Genomic DNA, 23,104 nt, shown 5'->3' on the forward strand with positions numbered 1-23,104 from the left:
TGCCGAGTTGGCCATAGTTGTTTAATCCCCAGGCGTAGGTGTATCCGTCGCTGCCTACGGCCAGCGAATGGTGCCATCCGGCGCTGACCTGTATGGCTTTGAGCCCTTTGCCCGGGTCAGTGGGGCTGGCGGGGTCGCGCACGCGCACAGGGAAAGACGAATCTGCTGTGCTGTTGTTGCCGAGTCGGCCATTGTCGTTCCATCCCCAGGCGTAGACGTATCCGTTGCTGTCCAAGGCCAGTGAATGCTCGTCTCCGGCGCTGACCTGTATGGCCTTGAGTCCTTTGTTCGGGTCAGTGGGGCTGGCGGGGTCGCGCACGCGCACAGGAACAGAGGAATTCGTTGTGGTGTTGTTGCCGAGCTGACCATGTTGGTTGATGCCCCAGGCGTATACGTATCCGTCGCTACCCACGGCCAGCGAATGCCATTTTCCTGCGCTGACCTGCACATAGGTGAAGTCGGTCGGCACGCCTGCAGGTTTTCTCACTATGTTCGGCGTACTCCGGCTGTTAGTCGTTGCGTCGCCGAGCTGACCATAGGTGTTGTCTCCCCATGCGTAGGCTTTCCCGTCGCTGCCCACCGCCAAGGAAAAAACATAGGTATAGTATTTTGCTCCGCCGACCTGGTTGAATCTGATGCCGCTGGTGCTGTCTGGTGGGGTGATGGTGGTGGTTTCGTGGCCGAGCTGGCTGCCCTTGTCGGGGTTGATTCTCCAGGAGGTGTTGGGGGTTTTGCTGGTCCATTTGGCGGTGAGGGTGAGATTTTCGGTGACGGGCTTGCTGAAGTCGTAGGCGACTTCGTTGATGAACCATCCGTCGAACTGGTAGCCGCTGCGGGTCGGGTCGGGTGAGGGCCGTTGGACTCTCCCGTAGGGATAGGTAACTTGCTGGTCTCCGGGTTTGGGGCTTCCTCCGTCTGTCTTGAAGGTGACCGTGGATGTGGAACTCTGTCGGATGTCCTTCAGAAGCGTTTGGTCTACCGTGTAGTTGAAGCTTCGGGTGAAGGGCTGGCCGTCCTGCCTGCCAGTCAGTGTGATGGTGACTGGTCCGGGCTGGCTTGCGGGCATTTCCGCCTGCCAGGAGCCGTCTGTTTTGTTGAGTGTCAGCGCCTGCCCGTCCAGGCTGGCTGATTCAAGAGTGGCCGCCTGGGTGGTGTTGACTTTTGCTGGCTTGTCTGGCTGGTTCTGGGTGTTGATGCTCCACTGGTATAGGCTGCCCTGCCTGTCTAGGGCGGTGATCCTGCCGCCTGTAGTGGCGGTCTGTGTGTAGGACTGGTTCCCGTTGTCTGCGCGCGTGGGTGTTTCTCCGGGCTTCCAGGTCCAGATGTGGCCGTCCGTGCCGGTGATGACGGCCTGGTTCTTGTTGGCGGTGATCCGGCTGGCTTTCATGTTTTCCGGCAGGCCGGTGGTTGCGAGGCTTGTCTTGCCGTCGGCCAGGTAACAGGCCTGCCCGTTTGCGCCCAGGAGGAGGAACCCCTGGCTGAGGGCTTGGGCTTGGGTGATGCGCATGCCCTGGTCTTGTCTGATGCGTTCGGGCTTGACGTTGGCGGTCCTGCTTGTGTTCCAGCTCCAGGCTTGCCCGTCCGTGTCCAGGGCGAGGGTCCGGCTGGCGGAGGCGACGGCCAGTGTTGCCTGGGTCTGTCCGGGCAGAACGGTCGTGGATTGCTCTGCCAATTTTTCGTTCTGGCTGTCGGTTTGGCCGGCTTGGAAGGCGTGGACCTGTCCCTGCCGGTCCACCGCCAGCAGCAGGTCGTCGCCCATGCTGATGCTGGTGAACCTGATGTTCTGCTTGGTGTCGAGGATGGTGGGCGTGGATTGTCCGTTGGACCAGGTGTAGATCTGCTGGTCGGATCCTAATGCGGCCTGCCATTGGCTGCCGGCTGCGGCCAGCTGGTAGCGGAATCCGTCGGGGGCCTGGGCGGGGGAGGGGATCTGCTTGGGTGTGCCGTCCTGTGCCCAGGTGTAGATGCGGCCGTCGCCGGTCAGACCGGTAAACTGGTCCCCTGCGGCTTGGATGCTCATGTAGTAGGGCTCTTGCAGGCTGGGCGGGCTGATGGTCAGCTGGGTGCCGATGGCGGGCCCGTGGTCCGGGCTCAGCGTCCAGTCCGTGGCTTTGCTCCATTTGGCTTTCAGTGTTGTGTCTTGGAGGATGGGAACCTGGAAGTCATAGGGCTGGCCGTCACGTGTCCACCCGTCGAACCGGAAGCCCTCACGTTGCGGGTTCTTTTGCGGAGGTGAGGCAAGCGTCCCGGTCTTCACGGTCGCCTGGGTGGGTTTGCTCCCGTCGGCCGGATCGAAGCGTACCGTGTGCGTGGCTTGACCGTCCGTCTGCTGGGATGGTTTGGTTGAAGCGGAGTCTGCGCTGCCTGGACTGTCTGTCGACGGTGACGGGGCGTCTGGGCTGGATGTCGTGGGGTTTAGTGGCGAGGCGGTTGTCAGAGGCGAGGGCGAGGGAAGCGGAGTGCTGGATGCGCTGTTGGGGAGTGCGCCGGGGGTGTGCTCAGCTACGCGAGGGGTCTGACGACCCCCCCCCCCCCCCGCTAAATACAGGAGTGTCCGCCGGACTGGCGGACACGACATCGTCCGCGTTGGCGGACGCGACACCCAGGCCTGCCAGCAGGCCCAGCAGGACGATCGCCGTCGCCGATGCGCGACGCAGACGGGTACCCAGATGCATGAAATCAATCCCCTTCACCAATGCCAAGCGGTATCAAGGCCTCCTGCCTATCAGCATTAACGTCTTTCAAGTCGATGAACCGTCGTTACTGCGGGCGTTAATCGCCCATAAAGTAGAAGCCAGTTATCTCCCAACATCCCCAATTTTCACTTTACCACCAAGCCAACAGAGAACGCACGAAATGCAGAAGCGCGACGGTAGGCCTTAAACAACAGCTGATCCCATCTTGCCTGGCAGATAGAATGAACACACAACACGTCACGGCCTCAGATTGACCGACAAGGAGTATGCCTATATGACCGGAAACGTCACCGATACCTTCATCACCCTCAACAACGGGGTCAGGATTCCCCAGCTGGGTCTTGGGGTCTTCCAAACACCCGATGGCGAGGCGACCAGCCAGGCCGTCACCTGGGCCCTGCAGGCGGGCTATCGCCACATCGACACCGCCATGATCTACGGTAACGAGCAGTCCGTGGGGGAGGGTCTGCGCCGCTCCGGGGTTGACCGGCGGGATGTCTTCCTGACCACCAAGCTCTGGAATGACGACATCCGTGCAGGGCGGGCCAAGGAGGCCTTCAAGGAGAGCCTGGACCGGCTGGGCGTGGACTACCTGGACCTCTACCTGATCCACTGGCCCGCCAAGGGCTGGCAGCAGGCCTGGGAGGACATGGAGGAGCTCTACGCCCAGCGGCGGGTGCGGGCCATCGGGGTCTGCAACTTCCAGAAGCACCACCTGGACGAGCTGCACACCATCAGCGGCACCAAGCCGGCGGTCGACCAGATCGAGTCCTCGCCCCAGTTCGTCAACGACGACCTGATCGACTACTGCCACGGCACCCTGCGTGTGGACGTGGAGGCCTACAGCCCCTTGGGCGGCACCGGCGGCAACCTGCTGGCCGACCCCAGGCTCAAGGCCATGGCCGAGCGCTACGATCGCTCCCCGGCACAGATCGTGCTGCGCTGGCACCTGCAGCGCGGGGTCATCGTCATCCCCAAGTCCACCCACAAGGAGCGGATCGAGCAGAACGCGCAGGTCTTCGACTTCGAGCTGAGCGATGAGGATATGAAGGCCATCACCGCCATGAACAGGGACGAGCGCACCGGCGCGGATCCCGACAACTTCAACTTCTGACGTGGTGGTACAGGAGGAGACCCGACCTTGAAGGCGGGGCCTCCTCCTGGGACCCGGCGGAAGCCCCAACCCTTCCACCTGGCCTGGTTCCTATGGTAAAGGATTTGTGAGGATTCAGCTAATTGGTATTGCCGCTGATGGCTTCGTCGTCGGTCTCCTGCTCCTGGGGCGAACCTGAGATGTCGCGGTGGATGGACTGCATCTGCACCTCGATGTTCTGCAGGGAGCGGGCGCAGTCCAGCAGGGTCTGCGAATGCTCGGCCAGGCGGGCGTCGGGCAGGTCGGACTTGTAGCGCAGCTGGTGCTCCAGGGAGGCCCAGTAGTCCATGGCGATGGTGCGGAACTGCACCTCGACCGGCGTGTAGTGGGGGCCAGAGGTCAGGAAGACCGGCACGGCGTAGATGACGTGCAGGCTGCGGTAGCCGTTCATCTTGGGGTTGCGGATGTAGTCCTTGACCCTCAGCACCTGGATGTCCGACTGGTCGGAGAGGTAGCGGGAGACCGAGTAGACGTCGTCCCGGTAGTTGCAGATGACGCGCACGCCGGCCACGTCGAAGATGTGATCGCGCACCGAGGGGATGGTGACGGGCAGGTTCTTGCGGTGCAGCTTGCCGATCAGGGAGTCCACGCTCTTGAGCCGGCGCTCCATGTGGTGGATGGGGTTGTGGCTGAACCGGACCTGGAATTCCGTGTCCAGCACGTCCAGCTTGGTCGAAATCTCGTACATGGCCCCCTCGTAGGTCTGCATGAGATTGACGAACTCCGTTATCTCGTCGATGTCCAGCTTGGGACGGTCCTTTTCGTCCAAGTCCGACAGTCGCTGCTTCATTTCGGATGCGCTCATGGCACTGTTACGGTCGAGTATCACATGAACCTCCCATGCCGCCGTTCGTAACCATGACTCATGGTACGCACAGGCCCCGATGGCCGCGGGACCCGACCTGCGCATACAATCAGGGCTTATGGAAGCAGGCGAGGGCATGAGCGCGACCGCTCAGCGTAAGGACAGCAGGGGCGTCTACTATGTGCGGACCCTGGGCTGCCAGATGAACGAGCACGATTCCGAGCGGATCGCCGGGGTGCTCCGGGCCCAGGGCTACCAGCAGGCCACGCCCGAGCAGGTCCGCGCGCGCGAGGTGGACGTGATGGTGCTCAACACCTGCGCCGTGCGCGACAACGCCACCCAGCGCATGTACGGGACCATCGGGCGCTGGCACAGGTTCAAGCAGCACAAGCCCGACACGCGCATCGCCGTGGGTGGCTGCATGGCCCAGAAGGACCGGGAGCGGATCGTGAAGGCGGCGCCCTGGGTGGATGCGGTCTTCGGCACCAGGGACATCGGCTCGCTGCCCGGGCTTTTGGACAAGGCCCGCAAGGACGGGCGGCCCCAGGTGGGGGTTTCGCAGGAGCTGCGGGATCTGCCCGGGCGGCTGCCGGCGGTCAGGGCCTCGCGCTCGCAGGCCTGGGTGTCCATATCGGTCGGCTGCAACAACACCTGCACCTTCTGCATCGTGCCCTCGGTGCGCGGGCGGGAGCGGGACCGGTCCATGGAAGACATCCTGCAGGAGGTTGAGGACTGCGTGCGCTCCGGTGCCCGCCAGGTGACCCTGCTGGGGCAGAACGTCAACTCCTACGGTTGGTCCACGGGGGACCGCTACGCCTTCGCCCGGCTCCTGCGCGCCTGCGGCGGGGTGCCCGGGCTGGAGCGGATCCGCTTCACCTCGCCCCATCCGGCGGCCTTCACCGACGATGTGATCGCCGCCATGGCCGAGACGCCCACGGTCATGCACCAGCTGCACATGCCCCTGCAGTCGGGCTCCGACCGGATTCTGCGGGCCATGCGGCGCTCCTACCGGCCCCAGCGCTTTCTGCAGATACTGGACAAGGTGCGGGCTGCCATGCCCGATGCCCTGATCACCACCGACATCATCGTGGGCTTCCCCGGGGAGACCGAGGAGGACTTCCAGGCCACCATGGATGTAGTGCGCCGGGCGCGCTTCTCGTCGGCCTTTATCTTTGAGTATTCGCCTCGTCCGGGCACTCCAGCCGCGCGCATGCCCCAGCTGCCCAAGGCCGTGGTCCAGGACCGGTTCGAGCGGCTACAGGCCCTGCAGGAGTCCATCACCATGGAGCACATGCAGGCCTTCCTGGGTAAAGAGGTGGAAGTGCTGATTGGCGACGGGCACGGCCGTCACGACGGTAGCACCCATCGGGTGACCGGGCACGAGCGCACCGGGGTGCTGGTCCACGTCGGCGTGCCCCAGGGGATGCCTGCACCTAAGTCCGGGGATCTCGTGACCTGCACCGTCACCCAGGCCGGGCCCCACTATTTGATCGCTGACCCGGATCCCCGGGCGGGGCAGGTCTATGACATCCGCTGACCCCCGCATCGTCTCCATCGTGGGTCCCACAGCCTCGGGCAAGACCGCCCTGGGCGTGGCCCTGGCACAGGCTCTCCAAGCCCGCGGGCAGGAGGCTCATATCGTCAATGCCGATGCCTACCAGATGTACCGGGGCATGGACGTGGGCACGGCCAAGCCTTCGGCAGGGGAGCGGCAGGCGGTGGTCCACCACCTTATCGACATCATCGAGCCGGAGGAGGCCATGAGCGTGGCCCGCTTCCAGGCCATGGCCCGGTCCCTGATAGCCGACCTGCGGGCGCAGGGAATCCGGCCCATTCTCGTCGGCGGCTCCGGGCTCTATACCCGGGCGGTCATCGACGATCTGTCCTTCCCCGGCACCGACCCGGCGGTCAGGGCCAGGCTGGAGGAGCGGGCCCAGGAGGAGGGACCCGGGCTGCTCTTCCGCCAGCTGCAGGAGCGGGACCCGGAGGCTGCGGCCCGGATGGACCCTCGGAATGTGCGGCGGACCGTGCGGGCTCTGGAGGTCATGGAGATCACCGGACGGCCCTATTCGGCCAGCCTGCCTCGGTACCGCTACCTGCTGCCCGCCCTGCAGCTGGGGCTGGATCTGCCCCGGGAGGAGCTGGATCGCAGGATCGACCAGCGCACCCAGGTCATGCGCGACCAGGGGCTGGTCGATGAAGTGAGCCGGTTGCGCAACCGGCTGGGGACCACGGCCTCACGCGCCCTGGGCTATCAGCAGATTCTGGATTATTTGGACGGCCGCACCGATCTGGATGCCGCCTTCGGTCTGATAGCACAGAAGACCAAGCGCCTGGCCCGCAAGCAGATGGGCTGGTTCGGCCGGGACCCGCGCATCCACTGGCTGAATGCCCTGGCCCCGGACCTGGCCCGGCAGGCCCTGGACCTGGTGGACCAGGCCGACCAAGGCTGCTTCGACCAGGCGGATGCCCAGGCCGACCAGTCGGACCAGGGGAGGGTGACCAGACACCATCTGGGCGCGCTTTGACTTCAAGTACTTGAAGTTCCTAGGCTGGACGGGTATGACCACCATCACGCAGCCCCAGGCTGAAACCCAGACCGCCCAAAGCCAGCCCGACCAGGAATCAGGGCCCTGGTACACCATCCGCCAGGCCTCGCTCATGTCGGGGATGCCGGAGACCACCCTGCGCTACTACGAGACCATCGGCATCATTCCGCCCATCGCCAGGGACCCCTCATGCGGCCACCGCTGCTACAGCCAGGATGATCTGGACCTGCTGGAGACCATCTCCTGCCTGAGCGCCACGGGCATGTCCCTGGAACACATGCGGGAGTATCTGGGCAATCGTGCCGCGGGAGCAGAGGCCGCTGGACGGCAGATTGAGCTCCTGGCCGAGCAGGGACGACGGCTGGACCAGCGGATGGCCGACCTACGGGCGCGGAAGCGGTATGTGCAGCTCAAAATACAATACTGGGGGCACGTGCGCGACCACGACCAGGCCGGGGCGACAGAACTGATCAATCAGAGTGCCCAGATCATCCAGGCCGCCAAGCGCAGTGGCAACGAGCGGCTGGCAGGCTGAGGCTGCCGGGCTGAGGCTGGCAGCTCAGTGGGCTGGACCCTGGTCCCATCCGGCTATCAGAAATATTCTGGTTGGGTTGACCGGGCGGACCATGCCTGCAATCAGGGTCTGCAGATCGTCGGTGTTGCCTCGGAGCGCTCGCCGGACGGCCCGGCGGTGGGCGGTCGGATCAGCCCGTCCCCAGTCCAGGTCCCAGCCGGCGTCGTGGGACAGGCGCGAGAGGAAGATGCGCAGGGTCATGCCGTCACAGTCGGCGAAGGGATGCAGGTAGGAAAGCTCGTCATAGTAATGGGCCAAGCGCTCCACGAAGACCGGACGGTCCAGGCTGGCCAGGTTGCGTTCGGCCGCCAGCTCCTGGCCAATGGCCGCGGCTCCCTGCTCCAGCATGGTCGCTGGATACAGACTGGCGTCGTCGTCTGGTTGAGGTCGGCGCAGCACTCGCTCTTCCGGCAGGCTGGGCAGCAGCCGGCGGTGGATGGCTCGCAGCTCGTCAAGATCGCCCTCAGATGCCCAAGGCCGCTGACAGATCAGGATGGTTCGCAGAAAGAGGGCATCCGTCAGGGCATCCGCCTTGGCCTCCAAGCGCCGGGCCTGGTCGGACAGCGCTTCGGCCTGCCTTCTGCCCGCCATAAAGTCGCTTGCCGCCTGCAGGGCCGGAGGGCCGGGCTGACGGTCATCAAGAAGCAGGTTGCGCAGGGCGAAAGCCACGGCGCTCTGACGTTCGGCTGGTGTCATGCCAACGATGCTAGCCCTGGCGGCCCCCGTCTGAAAGAGTTGTGCACACTGACCCGGCGGGCCCGATGCGGACCGGGGTTCTGGGTAGGCTGAAAGGGTTATGACACGTAAGCAGCAAGCAGACGCACGCGGTCGCGGCCGGACCGCATCCAAGGACAGTCAAGACCCGGAACCCTTCTGGCACAAGGCCCTGCTGGCCCTGCCCCGGGGCCTGGGATCCCTGGTGCGTGCCGTGGCCGGCAAGAACGGCGACGACTCCGCCTACCGTAAGGACGGGCTCTGCTTCGTGCTGGTCATCCTGGCCGTGCTCTTCTGCGCCAGCGAATGGTTCCGCGTGAACGGCTTCCTGGGGCGGGGACTGCACGCCATGGCTGCGGGCGTTCTGGGGCTCTGCAGCATCATCCTGCCGGTGGTTCTGCTCTTTGCGGCCTTCCGGCTGGTCTGCTACACAGGGCGCGAGGCGGGGAACCTGCCTGTGGTGGGCGGCCTCATGGTGGTGCTCTGGTCGGTCTGCTCCATTCTGGACGTGCTCATGGCCTCGGATTATCGCGGCTTCGACATGAAGGCCATCAGCGACTCAGGCGGCCTTCTGGGGTTCTTCCTGGGTTCGCCCCTGGCCTGGGGGTTGTCCAAGGTCTTCGCCGTCATCATCTTTGTCCTTGTGGCCATTTTCGGCCTCTTCATAACCTTCAGATTCCATATGAGCGACCTCATGGCCTGGCTGCGCGGGAAGAGGACCCATGCCTCCAGCTCGGCTCCGGCGCAGACCGCCCCCAACGAGGTCAGGCTGGGGGACGACACCCTGCCCCTGGCGCCCGGCGTGCCCACCCACGAGGAGCAGGACCAGGAGGATGCCCAGAACTCCGGCAAGGGCGGGGTGGCCGGCTGGCTCAGCCGCCTGCTGCATGGCCGCATCGGCAAGGATACTGACACCCATCTGGAGCGTTACGAGGCTGACGAGCCCTTCTCCCAGGCGGCCTCTCTTGAAGGGACTGACCAGGGTGATCAGTCGGCGCAGGGTTCCGAAACTGACCAGGTGTCCACGCAGAACATGCCTGTGGTGGAGGCCCCGGCCACAGCTGCCCTCCTGGATGCCAGGGAGCAGGGGCATCCCAAGGTGGATCCGGCTGCCCTGTCCGGCGTGGGGGCTTCGGACCCCTGGGCCGCTGCCGCAGCAGCAGCCGACACCGTCCAGATGGACGCCCAGCCCGCTCCGGGAGCAGGAAACCAGACTGCTGGAGCCCAGGGTACGGGAGCCCAGGCTGCCGGCGCGTCAAGCTCCTCCGATGAGCGCCAAGCGGACGAGAGCCGACCCTATGTGCTGCCCAGCACGGACCTGCTGGTCAAGGGCAAGCCCCACGCGGTCAGGACCTCGGCCAACGATGCAGTCATCAAGGCCCTGCAATCGACCTTCCAGCAGTTCGACGTGGATGCCAAGGTGGTCGGCTTCCTGCGCGGCCCCTCGGTCACCCAGTACGAGGTGGAGCTGGGCCCGGGCGTCAAGGTGGAGAAGGTCACCAACCTTCAGCGCAACATCGCCTACGCGGTGGCCAGCTCGGATGTGCGCATCCTGTCTCCCATCCCCGGCAAGTCGGCCATCGGCATCGAAATTCCCAACGTGGACCGCGAGATCGTCCACCTGGGCGACGTGCTGCGCTCCGACAAGGCCCAGCAGGACGATAACCCCATGATGACCGCCGTGGGCAAGGACGTGGAGGGCCACTATGTGACGGCCGACCTGACCAAGATGCCCCACCTGCTGGTGGCCGGCGCTACGGGTTCGGGCAAGTCCAGCTTCATCAACTCCATGTTGGTTTCGCTGATTATGCGGGCCACTCCGGAGCAGGTCCGACTGATCATGGTGGATCCCAAGCGCGTGGAGCTGAGCGCCTACGCCGGCATTCCCCACCTGCTCACGCCCATCATCACCGAACCCAAGAAGGCCGCCCAGGCCCTGGAGTGGGTGGTCAAGGAGATGGACGCCCGCTACGACGACCTGCAGTTCTTCGGATTTCGGCACATCAAGGACTTCAACAAGGCCGTGCGTGAGGGCAAGGTCCACGCTCCGGCAGGCTCCAATCGCAAGGTGGCTCCTTATCCATATCTGGTCGTGGTGGTCGACGAGATGGCCGATCTGATGATGGTGGCCAAGAACGACGTGGAGAGCTCCATCCAGCGCATCACCCAGCTGGCGCGTGCCGCCGGCGTCCACCTGGTCCTGGCCACCCAGCGGCCCTCGGTGGACGTGGTCACCGGCCTGATCAAGGCCAACATCCCCTCCAGGCTGGCCTTCGCTACCTCCTCATCCACGGATTCCAGGGTCATTCTGGACGCCACCGGTGCCGAGACCCTGATCGGCCAGGGCGACGCCCTCTTCCTGCCCATGGGGCAAGCCAAGCCCACCCGAGTCCAGGGAGCCTGGGTCTCCGAGTCCGAGATCCGCAAGGCGGTGGATTATGTGCGCACCCAGCGCAAGCCCCACTACCGTGAGGACATCGAGCAGATGGCCGACAAGGCCGACCACAAGAATGAGGTCCAGGAGGAGATCGGCGACGATATGGACGAGCTGCTCCAGGCGGCCGAGCTGGTGGTGACCACCCAGTTCGGATCCACCTCCATGCTCCAGCGCAAGCTGCGTGTGGGCTTCGCCAGGGCGGGGAGGCTGATGGATCTACTGGAGTCGAGGGGAATCGTAGGACCATCGGAGGGTTCCAAGGCCCGCGAGGTGCTCATCCAACCGCCACAGCTGCAGCAGGCCCTGGCCTTCATCCGAGGCGACGCCACCTCCATGGATCCCGCCCCGGATGAGCAAGCGCAGGGCTGAACATCTGCCCAAAAAGCCAGGCCTGGTCTACCGTTATGATGAAACTGCCGCCCGGCATGTAGTGTTGGACGGCCCAAGCGCACGAGTATCGCGTATAAGGAGTGGCAATGCAGGAGCATGCCGAGTCAGAGACCGGTCGTGAGAGGCGCAGGCTTCTCGAAGGATGGAATTCACCCCCAAACCTGGTCACCTACACCCGTATCCTCCTGGTCCTGGTCTTCATCGCCTTGGATCTGATGGCCGGTCCCTGGGGCGAGCGCAAGCCTGGCATGCGGTGGACCGCCGCCGTGCTCTTCGTTCTCGCCGCCTCGACCGATAAGCTGGACGGGTGGATGGCCCGCCGGTACAACCAGGTGACCGAGCTGGGCAAACTCATGGATCCCATCGCCGATAAGCTGCTGATCTGCTCGGCGCTGATTGTGGCCTCCGTCTTCGGCGAGCTCTGGTGGTGGGTCACCGTGCTCTTCCTGGTGCGCGAGCTGGGCATCACCCTGCTGCGGGTCCTGGTCATCAACAAGCAGGGACGGGTCATCGCCGCTTCCCGGGCCGGCAAGTACAAGACCCTGTTTGAATGCATCGGCCTGGGCATGCTGATGGTGCCCTTGTCGCCGGTCTGGCCCTGGTATCTGGTGGCCACCCGCGTGGTCATTTTGGTGGCCCTGGCCCTCTGCCTCTATTCGGGAGCGGAATACGTGATAGGGATGCGGCAATGATCGGCAAGAGCGTGCAGGGCCGCTGCGACGACCTGGCGGGACGGATCATCGACACCTGCCGTGATTCGGGCCTGCTGCTGGCCGCTGCCGAATCGCTGACCGGGGGACTGCTGGCCGATGCCTTCGTCAGGATTCCCGGGGCGTCAGACGTCTTCCTCGGGTCGGCCGTCACCTACGACATTGCTGCCAAGGCTGCCATTCTCAAGGTTGATCAGGACCTGCTGGCCACCCAGGGTGCGGTCCATCCACGGGTCGCCCAGGAGATGGCCGAGGGCACGGCCAGGCTCTACACCAGGCCAGGGCACGAGGATACGGTAATCGGCATGGCCACTACCGGTGTGGCCGGCCCGGGCCCTGACGGGGATGATCCTGCCGGGCTGGTCTACATCGGTCTGGCCCTGCCTGTTCGTGTGTTGGGTCGACGTATAGAGACCGGCCTTCAGTCCCATGCCTACCGCACCTATGCCTATGAGCTGCATTTGGACGGCGATCGCGAACAGGTGCGTCGAGGCACGGTCATGCGGATTCTGGACCAGCTGGATCGGGCCCTGCACTCGCGCGGCTGACTGCCTGGTGCGTTAGGTCGCTTCTCCTAACTGATACCGGACCTTCTGCATACGTGACCTTGGTCACAAAGCAGGCCCTTCAGGTTCCTCCCCTGGAATAATCCAGCGGCTCGTCTGTTGGTCACTGTGTAAGAAGTTGAACACGATAATGGCGAAAGGGGCTGCTATGGCCAGCACCGAGACCGTGATGACTCGAACCAACGAAACCTATGATGTCAAGCCGGCCGCACCCGGAGTGGAGCGCAATGCGCGGGTTCGTGATCTGACACCCGCCCAGCGTCGTGCCGTCGTCTTCGCCCAACAGCAGGTGATCCGTGCCAAGGCCGCCAAGAAGGCCAAGGAGGAGCGCCAGGCCAACCTGAACAAGATGTGGATGGAGGAGGACGGTATGGAAGCCAGCCGTCAGCGGGCAGCCTCCAACAACGACGGCCGGGCCGTCACCCATACCGTCTCCCTGCGCGAGGCCCTGGGCCACGTGCTGCGCGAGCTGAGGACCAACGATCACAAGACCCTGCGTGAGGTCAGCGAGAAGGCAGGCGTGTCCCTGGGCTACCTGTCCGAGGTGGAGCGCGGCCAGAAGGAGGCCAGCTCCGAACTGCTGAGCTCCATCGCCGACGCGCTGGGCCTGGGCGTGCCGCAGACCCTGCGGATGGTGGCGGACTACCTGGAGTCCACTCAGGAGTAAGCATGTCAGGTCCTGCCGGTCGACCCGGCGGACCGTTATTGAGGGCGTCCGGTTCTGAGGAACCAGGCGCCCTCTTCTGCTGACTGTCGGTTGCTACCGTAGAAGGGGTGTGACAGGGTGGGTCTTGGACGAAAGGTGATGTCGGGTGCGTGAACGGGAATTCTGGCAGCTGCTGGAGGAGGTCTTCGGCCGGGTCTACGGACGCAGTCTGGCCCGTGACCAAAGGCTGACCGCCCTGGATGCCATGACCGTAATAGAGGCACTGGATGCGGGAGTGGAGCCGCGTGTGGTCTGGAACGTGCTTTGCGATCAGATGGAGATTCCCGACTCCCGGCGCTGGGGGAAGGACCACAATGCGCCGCCCATGCCGGCAGCCTGATCGGAGGGTTTTATCCTCCGCGAACGTATTTCCCATACCAGGCGTTTTTCGAACATTTGTTCGCATAGTCGGGTATACTGGTACCCATGGTCCGGTGACTATCGGCACGTTCGACCACATCGGGCGCCGGGACCGCAGACGGGTTCCGACGGCGGATAGGCTGTCAATCGTGAGGTCGTCAATCAGGATGTCGTCATTGTGAGGTCGGTTACGAAAAAGGAGAGCCATATGGCACGTCAGAGCAACAGTGGCAAGGCGAAGAAGGAAGAAGAGGGCGGGATCGACCCCCGTCGCCAGGCAGCCTTGAACACGGCCCTCGCGCAGGTGGAGAAGAGCTTCGGCAAGGGTTCGGCCATGCGACTGGGCGACAAGCCTGCCCAGGATGTGGAGGTCATTCCCACCGGTTCCCTGGCCTTGGACATGGCCCTGGGCATCGGCGGACTGCCCCGCGGCCGCATCGTCGAGATCTATGGTCCGGAATCCTCGGGCAAGACCACCCTGGCCCTGCATGCGGTGGCCAATGCGCAGGCCGGCGGTGGAGTGGCTGCCTTCATCGATGCCGAGCACGCTCTGGATCCCGAGTATGCCAAGAAGCTGGGTGTGGATACGGACTCCCTGATCGTCTCCCAGCCGGACAACGGCGAGCAGGCGCTGGAGATTGCCGACATGCTGATCCGGTCGGGAGCCCTGGATGTCATCGTCATCGACTCGGTGGCTGCCCTGGTGCCCAAGGCCGAGATCGAGGGCGATATGGGCGATAGCCACGTGGGTCTGCAGGCCCGTCTGATGAGCCAGGCCCTGCGCAAGATGACCGGTGCCCTGTCCCAGGCCAACACCACGGCCATCTTCATCAACCAGCTCAGGGAGAAGATCGGCGTCTTCTTCGGCAGCCCGGAGACCACCACCGGCGGCAAGGCCCTGAAGTTCTATGCCTCGGTCCGCCTGGACATCCGCCGTATCCAGACCCTGAAGAATGGCGACGAGGCGGTGGGCAACCGCACCAAGGTCAAGGTGGTCAAGAACAAGATGGCCCCGCCCTTCAAGGTGGCCGAATTCGACATTCTCTACGGGGAGGGCATCTCCAAGGAGGGTTCGGTTCTGGACATGGCCCTGCAGACCAACATCGTCAAGAAGTCGGGCTCCTGGTTCACCTACGAGGGCGATCAGCTGGGTCAGGGCAGGGAGAACGTCCGTCAGTTCCTCAAGGACAACCCCGGCCTGACCAAGGAGATTGAGGATAAGGTCAAGGTGGCCTTCGGCCTTATTCCTGCTCCCTCCGAGGACGACAAGGCCGATCAGGCTGATGCTGACCAGGGCAGCAAGGAAGACGACTCGGCTCCTGTCGACGTCAACACCACCGTGCCCACGGCCCAGGCTGCATGACCCGATGATCTCGGCCGAGGACTTCCTGAAGGAAAATCCTGTCCGACTGGCTCAGGCCGAGGATTCTGCCGACTCCAGCACAGAGTCGAAGAATTCTCGGTCGGACCAGTTGCAGCCAGACCCTGCAGTTGCGCCTGCTCCAGCAGATTCGGTGGCAATCCTTGATCCTGCCCCTGAGCAGAAGGATGACAGCTTCAAGGAGGACAGCCGCCCAGTGCAGGCCGCTGTACTGGGTCTCGGTCATGGCGCCCGATTCGGAGGCAGTCTGGAAGATGCAGACAGTTCTGCCAATGCTGATATGGGTGATGAATCCCTGGCAGGTCGACATTCCCATGGCCGCCGTTCTGCCCGTGGTTCCGATAGAAAGACCCGTCATCGTGGCCGTCGCTCACGTGCCGGAGGTTTTGGCGGCGGTTCCGCGCCTGCAGCCCCGCGAGCAGATGCCGGTGATGCGGATGCTTGCAGGGAGGCTGCCCTGACCCTGCTGGATGCGGCAGCCCGTTCTAGCGGGGCTCTGACCCGCCGTTTGGTCGACAAGGGTTTTGATACGAACGTAGTCGATCAGGTAATCGACAGGCTGACCAAGCTGGGCCTTTTGGATGACCGGGCCTATGCCCAGGATCTTCTGCGTTCCTGCCTGCATCGCACCATGGGGGAGCGGGGCGTGCTCTCGGAGATGACCCGCAAGGGTCTGGATCCGGGACTGGCTGCGCAGGTGGTGGCCCAGGCCTCTCACGAGGGACTCTTCGTTGACTCCGCCTACGAGCTCGGTCGCAAGGTGGCCCGAAAGACAGCCGGGCTGGATCTCAAAGTCCGAAAACGGCGATTCTGGAGTGCTGGATCCCGCAAGGGTCACTCTCCCGGCCTCCTCAACCAGGTGGCAGCCGACCTTTTCGTCTCTGACGACCCTCTCGATTGAGTTGATTGCTGCTAAGGCACCACGCAGTAAAAGAGAAGTTGAGACCTCTCATATACCCCGGGTTCTGTCATCGGCCGGATTACAATCCGGACGACGGATGGCCATCCATCTCGACCTGACGTTGCCGCCAGGCTCTAGCGGCCTACCCGAAGGCGGGACGAGCAGCCCCTGAATGCCTTCTGCTTGGCCTTGCTCCCGATGAGGCTTGCCATGCGGTCGGCGTTACCGTCGACCCGGTGGTCTCTTACACCGCCGTTTCACCCTTGCCCGCCTTAACAAGGCGAGCGGTCTGTTCTCTGTTGCGCTATCTCTCAGGTCGCCCTGGGCGGACGTTATCCGCCATCGTGCTCTGTGGAGCCCGGAAGTTCCTCAGCCCTTCCCAGGAGGAGGGACCGCGGCCATCCGAGAGGTCTCGGGGATTCAGCATAGCGGAACTGAACGACCAGACCAATGGTGACGATCCCGCTCTGGCCTCAAGCTCAATCAGTGAGTCAGCCCTGCTCTTCGGATACAATCGGAAGCACAGTCGATGGTGACTAAGTCCGCCATCGCACCAGCGGTTCGTCCGCTCACAAGTGCAAGGAGATTCCCATGGAGATCGTCATTACCGGTCGACATACCCAAATCAAGCAGCGGTTCCGCGATGTTGTGGACAGCAAGATGAACAGGGTGACGGCCATCGCCCCCGATGCACAGCGCATCCAGGTCGTTCTGACACATGAAGGCAATCCCCGCCAGGCTGACAGCGCCAAGAGGGTGGAGCTTACGGTCCAGGCCGGCAAGACCGTGATTCGCGCCGAGGCTTCCAGCGCCGACGAGTTCAGCGCACTGGACATGGCCTTGGACAAGCTGACCCAGCGTCTGCGCCGGGTCCGCGACCGCCGCAAGGACCACCGCCGCGGACTTGAGCATCCGCCCCTGCCCGCCGATCTGCCCGTGGACGACCAGGCAGGCGATGAGGGTGACCAGGGCCAGGAGTCCAACCCAGACAACAGCGCCCAAAGCGCCGTGGCCTCGGACCTGGCGCCGGGCCAGTCGGTCGAAGTGCAGGTGGGCGATACCCCCATCGTCATCCGCCGCAAGCTGCACATCGCCGAGCCAATGAGCATTGACGAGGCCTTGTACGAGATGGAGCTGATCGGCCACGACTTCTTCCTCTTCGTCAACAAGGAGACCCAACGGCCGTCGGTGGTCTACCGTCGGCACGGTTGGAGCTATGGCGTCTTCGAGATCGATACGCCTGAGCATGTAGGCCAGAAGAAGTAAGCGTAAAACGGATATTGAACTGTGGGGCGATTCCCCGGCGGCAGCTTGGCCCGGCCTCCGGAGAATTGCCCTTCTTCAATGACCGACCCGGTTGCCAAGGCCGCAGCCGGGTTTGTGGAACCATCGGTTTCGAGAAAATCGGTGCATTCGCGTAAGATAATCAAGGTCTGGGCCTACGTCAGCTGAGGGCGTGCGAAGGCCATAAAAGAACGGTAGGGAGCGCAACGTGGTAGCAGTCTTGGACAAGGTCCTCCGTATGGGCGAGGGTCGTCAGATTCGCAAGCTTCAGGGGGTGGCCAAGGCGACCAACGCCTTCGAGGATCAGATCTCGGCCATGAGCGACGAGGAGCTCAAGGGTCAGACGCCAAAGTTCAAGCAGCGACTTGAGAACGGCGAATCCCTCGATTCCCTGATGCCTGAAGCCTTCGCCACGGTTCGCGAGGTTTCCAAGCGCACCCTGGGCCAGCGGCATTTCGATGTCCAGCTGATGGGCGGAGCGGCCCTGCACTGGGGCAATATCGCCGAGATGAAGACCGGCGAGGGCAAGACCCTGGTGGCCACCCTGCCCAGCTATCTGAACGCCTTGGAGGGCAAGGGCGTGCACGTGGTCACGGTCAACGACTACCTGGCCTCCTACCAGAGCGAGCTCATGGGACGCATCTTCCGCTTCCTGGGCATGAGCGTGGGCTGCATCATCACCGACCAGCGTCCCGCCGAGCGCCGCAAGCAGTACCAGGCGGACATCACCTATGGCACCAACAACGAATTCGGCTTCGACTACCTGCGTGACAACATGGCCTGGGACAAGGACGAGCTTGTTCAGCGCGGCCACCACTTCGCCATCGTGGATGAGGTGGACTCCATCCTGATTGACGAGGCTCGAACTCCTCTGATCATCTCCGGACCTGCCGAGGGCGACGTGACCCGATGGTACCGGCAGTTCGCCAAGTTGGTCCCCAAGCTCACCAGGGATGAGGACTACGAGGTCGACGAGAAGAAGAAGGTCGTCGGTATCCTGGACCCAGGCATCACCAAGGTGGAGGACTACCTGGGCATCGACAACCTCTACGAGCCCGCCAACACCGCCCTGATCGGGTACCTGAACAACGCCATCAAGGCCAAGGAGCTCTTCCTGCGCGACCGCGACTACGTGGTCCAGAACGGTGAGGTCCTGATTGTGGACGAGCATACAGGCCGTCTGCTCAAGGGCCGCCGCTACAACGAGGGCCTCCACCAGGCCATCGAGGCCAAGGAGGGCGTGGAGGTCAAGGCCGAGAACCAGACCTTCGCCACCATCACCCTGCAGAACTACTTCCGCATGTACGACAAGCTGGCGGGCATGACCGGAACGGCCGAGACCGAGGCCGCCGAGTTCATGAACACCTACAAGCTGGGCGTGCTGCCCATCCCCACCAACAAGCCCATGATCCGCAAGGATCAGCCGGATCTGATCTATCGCACCAAGAAGGAGAAGCTGACCGCCATCGTCCGCGATGTGGCCAAGCGGCATGCCAAGGGCCAGCCCATCCTGCTGGGCACCGCATCCGTGGAGTCCTCCGAGGTGGTCTCCTCCCTGCTGGACGTGGCCGGCATCGACCATCAGGTCCTCAACGCCAAGCAGCATGCGCGCGAGGCTGCGGTCGTGGCCGTGGCAGGGCGCAAGGGGGCTGTGACTGTGGCCACCAACATGGCAGGGCGTGGCACCGACATAATGCTGGGCGGAAACGTGGAGTTCCTTGCCGATCAGAAGCTCAAGGAGCAGGGTTACTCCTCCGACGACACTCCTGAGGAGTATGAGAAGCGCTGGCCCAAGATGCTGGACTCCGTCAAGGAGCAGGTCAAGGACGAGCATGAGGAGGTCGTCAAGCTGGGTGGCCTGTACGTACTGGGCACCGAGCGGCACGAGTCCCGCCGTATCGACAACCAGCTGCGCGGCCGCTCAGGCCGTCAGGGCGATCCTGGCGAGTCCAGGTTCTACCTGAGCCTGGAAGACGATCTGATGCGCCTGTTCAATACCGGGATGGTGGCTCAGCTCATGTCCAAGAGCCTGCCCGAGGGTCAGCCCATCGACAAAAAGAGCGTCTCCAAGGGTGTGCGCAACGCACAGAAGTCCGTGGAATCCCGCAACTACGAGATCCGCAAGAACGTGTTGAAGTACGACGATGTGATGAATAAGCAGCGTCAGGTCATCTATGGCGAGCGTCAGGCGGTGCTCAAGGGCGAGGACATCCACGAGGACATTCTCCGCTTCATCAGCGAGACCATCACCTCATACATCCGGGGTGCACAGAAGGGCTCGGACAAGCCCGAGGACTGGGATGCCGACGGGCTCTGGAAGGCGCTGGCCTCCGTTTACCCTGTCAGTCTTGACCAGGATGAGACCATGGACTCCCTGGAGGGTCTGAAGGGTGACAAGGCCGTCAAGGCTCTGGCGGACAAGTTGGTGGAGGATGCAGATTCCATCTACCAGGAGCGTGAGGACGAGCTGGGCGAGAAGGGCTCCAGGCAGCTGGAACGCCAGGTGGTCCTATCCGTCCTGGACAGCAAGTGGCGTGAGCACCTCTACGAGATGGATTATCTGAAGGACGGCATCGGCCTGCGCGGCATGGGCCAGCGTGACCCCCTGGTCGAGTACCAGCGCGAGGGCTACCAGATGTACAACTCCATGATCGACGCCATCAAGGAGCAGACCGTGCAGCTGCTCTTCAACGTGGACCTCAAGCAGATCGCGGCCAGCCAGGAGAACGAGCGGAGGGCCCGCGAGGAGCGCAAGGAGAACGAGGAGAGCCAGTCCCAGCCGGTCAACTACCAGGCGCCTGAAGAGCCTGATGCCGAGGACGAGACCACCGATATCGACGAGACTGCCGAGGAACATGACGAGGGTGCTCCGGCTGGCAGCATCCAGGAGGATTCAGAGGAGGATGCCTCTGAGGATGCCGCTGACGAGGGTGCTCCGGCCCCGGTCGGGCCTGCCCCTATCAGCCATGCCGAGGGCAAAGTCCCTGCCAACAAGAGGCCCAAGGCCGTAGAGGATCACTCGCCTTGGTCTGATGGCCGCACCTTCCCGGGCACGCCCCGCAACGCCCCCTGCCCCTGTGGTTCCGGACGCAAGTACAAGATGTGCCACGGCCAGAACGAGAAGAAATGACAGGTTCGCATAATCACTAGCGGCTTCTGCAGATAAGGTTGCCGATACATTAAGGGTTGCCGGTCTGACTGACGGCCATCGCTCACAAGGGCGGTGGCCGTTTCCATATATTGGATTGCCTACTTTCATATATTGGTAGCAAAGTGACCAGAATATGGGATGTCCTTGTGCAGGGGAGGGACAGGGCAGTAAACCTAGAGCAAACAGCGGGGCATCCAGCCTCGCTTCTTCAAAGGAAAAGAGTCATCATGCGGCCACTTAGCTGGAAATCCGTCCTGAACTCCTTGGTGTCCGGTCGACACCTGAGCGCGGATGAGGCCGAGTGGTGCATGAACGATTTGATGGATGGGCATGCCGACCCTGTGCAGGTGGGAGCCGCCCTGTCCATGCAGTCCGCCCTGGGACTGACCAGCCCGGAGGTCGAGGGGGCTGCCAAGGCCATGGTGGGCCATGCGGTGCCGCTGAAGGTCAGCGGCGACGTGACCGACATCGTCGGCACCGGCGGCGATGGGGCGGCTACCGTCAACCTGTCGACCATGGGCGCCATCGTGGCTGCGGCTGCGGGAGTCAGAATCGTCAAGCACGGCAACCGGGCCGCATCCAGCAAGAGCGGTACCGCCGACTGTCTGGAGCAGCTGGGCCTGCCCCTGGATCTGCCGCCCAAGGAGGTGGCTGCCATGGCTGACTGCTACGGCATTACCTTCGTCTTTGCCAAGACCTTCCACCCTGCCATGCGGTTTGCAGGGCCTGTCCGCTCGTCGCTGGGGATTCCGACCGTCTTCAACCTGCTGGGACCCCTGACCAACCCGGTCAACCCGCGCTATGTGGCCATCGGATGCGCCCAGCGCCAACTGAGCCCCATGATGGCCCAGGTCTACGCCTCACGCGGTCAGGAAGGCATGGTCTACACCTCGGTCGAGGGTCTTGACGAGATGGCTCCGACCGGTCCGGTCTCCATCTGGGAGATCCACCAGGGCAAGGTGGAGGAGCGGACCTTCGACCCGACCCGTGAACTTGGTATCGATCCGGTGGATTTGGATGATCTGCGCGGCGGCGACCCCGCCTTCAACGCAAACGTCGTCAGGGACTTCCTGGCTGGAAAGTCGGTTCCTTCGCGTTCCACGGCCCTGCTCAATGCGGCCTCGGCCATCGTGGCAGACGGCACGCAGATCGACGCCGGTCCCGAGGACGACCTGAGCGTGCGGTTTGCCCAGGCCTACCAACTGGCTACCCAGGTTGTGGACCAGGGGAGGGCGGCCGACCTGCTGGCAGCCTGGATCCACGGAGCCCAGGAAGCGCAGTCCCGCTGCCGGCAAGAGGAACGGACACGCCGTCCTGTCCTGGTCTAGGTTCGCGGCTGCCAAACCTGTTCGGACCCCGCTGGCTGATGTTCCTGCCAGTGGGGTCCGAACGTATTGGTGGCCTGGATATGCTGGATATGGCGGCACTCGGCATTATCGCCGGTAGTGCCGTTCGTCGTCATCGAAGAGCCCGCTTGAATCGTCGTGGAAGTTCTTCCGGTCGATGATCAGTCCTGCGATGCCTATCAGCAGGAGCAGTCCCGCCAGCAGGCCGGTCAAGCCGGACCAGCGGGGGATCAATATGGTCAGGAAGAAGCAGATCAGGCCCAGCACCGTCATGATCATGAAGGCCGCATGCCTTCTGCCCAGGTCGCTCAGGTCGGGGTTGGGCGGCACAAAGTTCGACGACTGGTCCATGACCTCGTCGGTGTCCAGCCAGCTGCTGCCTTGGAAATCGCGCGGTCCGGAGCCGCCGACGAAGGAGTCGCGCTTCAAGTCCTCAGCCCTCAGCGCCGCCTTCTTCTCGGACTTTCGGGCCTTCTTTTCGAACTCCTTGGCCGTCTTGGACGATTCCAGGGAACCCAGCTCGTCAGCGTGCGAATTCAGGAAGTCCGCCCACTCCTCGTCCCCCTGTGAGGGCCCGGTTCCCGCCTCGCTGTTATACTGATTCCCGGCGTCGTTATGCTTGTGCTCGGTCATAGAACCATCGTAACCTCGGCCGCACGCATTCGCTACCAAGGAGTCTCTGTGCTGTACTGGTTCTTCGTCAAACTGCTCGGTCCGTTGGCGCGTACCTGGTTCAAACCGACCGTTGAAGGCACGGAGAACATTCCCAAGCAGGGGGCTGCCATCATCGCCTCCAACCATCTGGCCGTCATTGACGACGCCCTGCTGCCCATCACCTGCCCCAGGATGATCCACTTCATGGGCAAGGCCGAGTACTTCAACGGCAAGGGGATAAAGGGCAAGTTCAAGAAATGGTGGTTCAGCTCGGTTGGCGTCTTCCCCGTGGACAGATCAGGCGGCTCAAAGTCGCTGGGAGCCATGGAAACGGCGCGTTCCATCCTTGAGCACGGGCACATCTTCGGCATTCATCCGGAGGGCACGCGCAGCCCGGACGGCAGGCTTTACCGAGGGCACACCGGGGCGGCGCGACTGGCCTTCGAGACCGGGACGACGGTGGTGCCCGCAGCCATCATCGGCACCAGGCAGCTTCAGGAGCCCGGCCATGTGCTTCCGCATAAGGGCAGGACCAAGGTCATCTATGGCAAGCCCATCACGGTGCCCTATGTGCCGGTCAACAGCCTCACCCATGAGGAGATCCGCAACCTGACCGACAGGATTATGCAGGAGATCCAGGAGATGAGCGGCCAGCGCTACGTGGACGTATATGCCCAGGTCATCAAGGCGCATGAGAGCAAGGAAGAACTGACTGACGACTGACTGT

General features: G+C 63.4%; 18 protein-coding genes, 1 other RNA gene and 2 pseudogenes. 16 read left to right on the forward strand and 5 right to left on the reverse strand.

Going from position 1 to position 23,104, the window contains the following annotated elements; all coding sequences use genetic code 11:
- Window positions 1-2,257 (reverse strand): InlB B-repeat-containing protein (locus tag GKC41_RS07085; RefSeq protein WP_324612089.1); only part of this gene is annotated, 2,257 nt, incomplete at its 3' end.
- Window positions 2,258-2,970: 713 nt separating this feature from the next.
- Here GKC41_RS07085 and GKC41_RS07090 point away from each other — a divergent pair.
- Window positions 2,971-3,810 carry an aldo/keto reductase gene (locus GKC41_RS07090; RefSeq protein ID WP_154313582.1) on the forward strand — a complete coding sequence of 280 codons (840 nt, stop codon included), beginning with the start codon at window positions 2,971-2,973 and terminating at the stop codon, window positions 3,808-3,810.
- A gap of 118 nt (window positions 3,811-3,928) precedes the next feature.
- Here GKC41_RS07090 and GKC41_RS07095 read toward each other — a convergent pair whose 3' ends face one another.
- Window positions 3,929-4,639: a GTP pyrophosphokinase gene (locus GKC41_RS07095; protein ID WP_229281718.1), complete on the reverse strand. Its 711-nt coding sequence runs from the start codon at window positions 4,637-4,639 to the stop codon at window positions 3,929-3,931.
- A gap of 133 nt (window positions 4,640-4,772) precedes the next feature.
- Between GKC41_RS07095 and miaB the strand changes: the two genes are divergently transcribed.
- From miaB to GKC41_RS07110, 3 genes are read left to right on the forward strand one after another with little or no spacing between them, the layout of a single operon-like run.
- A complete protein-coding gene (gene miaB, locus GKC41_RS07100) occupies window positions 4,773-6,191 on the forward strand; it encodes a tRNA (N6-isopentenyl adenosine(37)-C2)-methylthiotransferase MiaB (RefSeq protein WP_229281712.1) in 1,419 nt (472 codons plus the stop codon).
- Window positions 6,178-7,182 (forward strand): tRNA (adenosine(37)-N6)-dimethylallyltransferase MiaA, encoded by a 1,005-nt coding sequence (gene miaA / locus GKC41_RS07105; RefSeq protein ID WP_154313585.1) that lies wholly within the window; start codon window positions 6,178-6,180, stop codon window positions 7,180-7,182. The genes miaB and miaA overlap by 14 nt, the downstream gene beginning before the upstream one ends.
- A gap of 34 nt (window positions 7,183-7,216) precedes the next feature.
- Window positions 7,217-7,738, forward strand: coding sequence for a MerR family transcriptional regulator (locus tag GKC41_RS07110; protein ID WP_154313586.1), 522 nt, complete (start codon window positions 7,217-7,219; stop codon window positions 7,736-7,738).
- 24 nt (window positions 7,739-7,762) lie between these two features.
- Here GKC41_RS07110 and GKC41_RS07115 read toward each other — a convergent pair whose 3' ends face one another.
- On the reverse strand, window positions 7,763-8,473 hold the full coding sequence (locus GKC41_RS07115; RefSeq protein WP_154313587.1) for a Fic family protein: 711 nt from the start codon (window positions 8,471-8,473) through the stop codon (window positions 7,763-7,765).
- 100 nt (window positions 8,474-8,573) lie between these two features.
- On the opposite strand from GKC41_RS07115, the gene GKC41_RS07120 reads away from it, so the two are divergent.
- The 7 genes from GKC41_RS07120 to GKC41_RS07150 all read left to right on the forward strand — a co-directional run bounded on the left by GKC41_RS07120 (window position 8,574) and on the right by GKC41_RS07150 (window position 15,942).
- Window positions 8,574-11,297, forward strand: coding sequence for an FtsK/SpoIIIE family DNA translocase (locus GKC41_RS07120; protein WP_154313588.1), 2,724 nt, complete (start codon window positions 8,574-8,576; stop codon window positions 11,295-11,297).
- 107 nt (window positions 11,298-11,404) lie between these two features.
- Complete coding sequence (gene pgsA, locus GKC41_RS07125) at window positions 11,405-12,010, forward strand: CDP-diacylglycerol--glycerol-3-phosphate 3-phosphatidyltransferase (protein ID WP_154313589.1); 606 nt, start codon at window positions 11,405-11,407, stop codon at window positions 12,008-12,010.
- On the forward strand, window positions 12,007-12,576 hold the full coding sequence (locus GKC41_RS07130; RefSeq protein WP_110412685.1) for a CinA family protein: 570 nt from the start codon (window positions 12,007-12,009) through the stop codon (window positions 12,574-12,576). Before pgsA ends, GKC41_RS07130 begins: the two co-directional genes overlap by 4 nt.
- 187 nt (window positions 12,577-12,763) lie before the next feature.
- Window positions 12,764-13,261, forward strand: a complete 498-nt coding sequence (locus GKC41_RS07135; protein WP_154313675.1) for a helix-turn-helix domain-containing protein — start codon at window positions 12,764-12,766, stop codon at window positions 13,259-13,261.
- Between the two features lie 145 nt (window positions 13,262-13,406).
- Entirely contained in the window at window positions 13,407-13,640 is a 234-nt protein-coding gene (locus GKC41_RS07140; protein WP_015021655.1) for a DUF3046 domain-containing protein, read from the forward strand.
- A gap of 228 nt (window positions 13,641-13,868) precedes the next feature.
- Entirely contained in the window at window positions 13,869-15,023 is a 1,155-nt protein-coding gene (gene recA / locus GKC41_RS07145) for a recombinase RecA (RefSeq protein WP_024627844.1), read from the forward strand.
- A 4-nt stretch (window positions 15,024-15,027) separates the two neighbouring features.
- Entirely contained in the window at window positions 15,028-15,942 is a 915-nt protein-coding gene (locus GKC41_RS07150) for a regulatory protein RecX (protein ID WP_229281713.1), read from the forward strand.
- 36 nt (window positions 15,943-15,978) lie between these two features.
- Here the strand turns inward: GKC41_RS07150 and rnpB are convergent.
- An RNA gene (rnpB, locus tag GKC41_RS07155) (RNase P RNA component class A) lies at window positions 15,979-16,356 on the reverse strand.
- A gap of 177 nt (window positions 16,357-16,533) precedes the next feature.
- On the opposite strand from rnpB, the gene hpf reads away from it, so the two are divergent.
- The 4 genes and pseudogenes from hpf to trpD all read left to right on the forward strand — a co-directional run bounded on the left by hpf (window position 16,534) and on the right by trpD (window position 21,705).
- Window positions 16,534-17,208, forward strand: coding sequence for a ribosome hibernation-promoting factor, HPF/YfiA family (hpf, locus tag GKC41_RS07160; protein ID WP_154313590.1), 675 nt, complete (start codon window positions 16,534-16,536; stop codon window positions 17,206-17,208).
- Between the two features lie 226 nt (window positions 17,209-17,434).
- Window positions 17,435-19,940: pseudogene (secA, locus tag GKC41_RS07165) on the forward strand (preprotein translocase subunit SecA); the annotation flags it as partial.
- A gap of 230 nt (window positions 19,941-20,170) precedes the next feature.
- Window positions 20,171-20,356, forward strand: a pseudogene (locus GKC41_RS09110) (SEC-C metal-binding domain-containing protein); the annotation flags it as partial.
- Between the two features lie 248 nt (window positions 20,357-20,604).
- Window positions 20,605-21,705, forward strand: a complete 1,101-nt coding sequence (gene trpD / locus GKC41_RS07170) for an anthranilate phosphoribosyltransferase (RefSeq protein ID WP_154313591.1) — start codon at window positions 20,605-20,607, stop codon at window positions 21,703-21,705.
- Between the two features lie 105 nt (window positions 21,706-21,810).
- On the opposite strand, the gene GKC41_RS07175 is transcribed toward trpD, so the two are convergent.
- A complete protein-coding gene (locus GKC41_RS07175) occupies window positions 21,811-22,356 on the reverse strand; it encodes a hypothetical protein (protein WP_154313592.1) in 546 nt (181 codons plus the stop codon).
- 48 nt (window positions 22,357-22,404) lie between these two features.
- Between GKC41_RS07175 and GKC41_RS07180 the strand changes: the two genes are divergently transcribed.
- Entirely contained in the window at window positions 22,405-23,100 is a 696-nt protein-coding gene (locus tag GKC41_RS07180) for a lysophospholipid acyltransferase family protein (protein WP_324612091.1), read from the forward strand.
- Window positions 23,101-23,104 lie beyond the last annotated feature (4 nt).

Origin of the sequence: Bifidobacterium asteroides, from assembly GCF_009683175.1 — a bacterium.
GTDB classification, from domain to species: domain Bacteria; phylum Actinomycetota; class Actinomycetes; order Actinomycetales; family Bifidobacteriaceae; genus Bombiscardovia; species Bombiscardovia asteroides_H.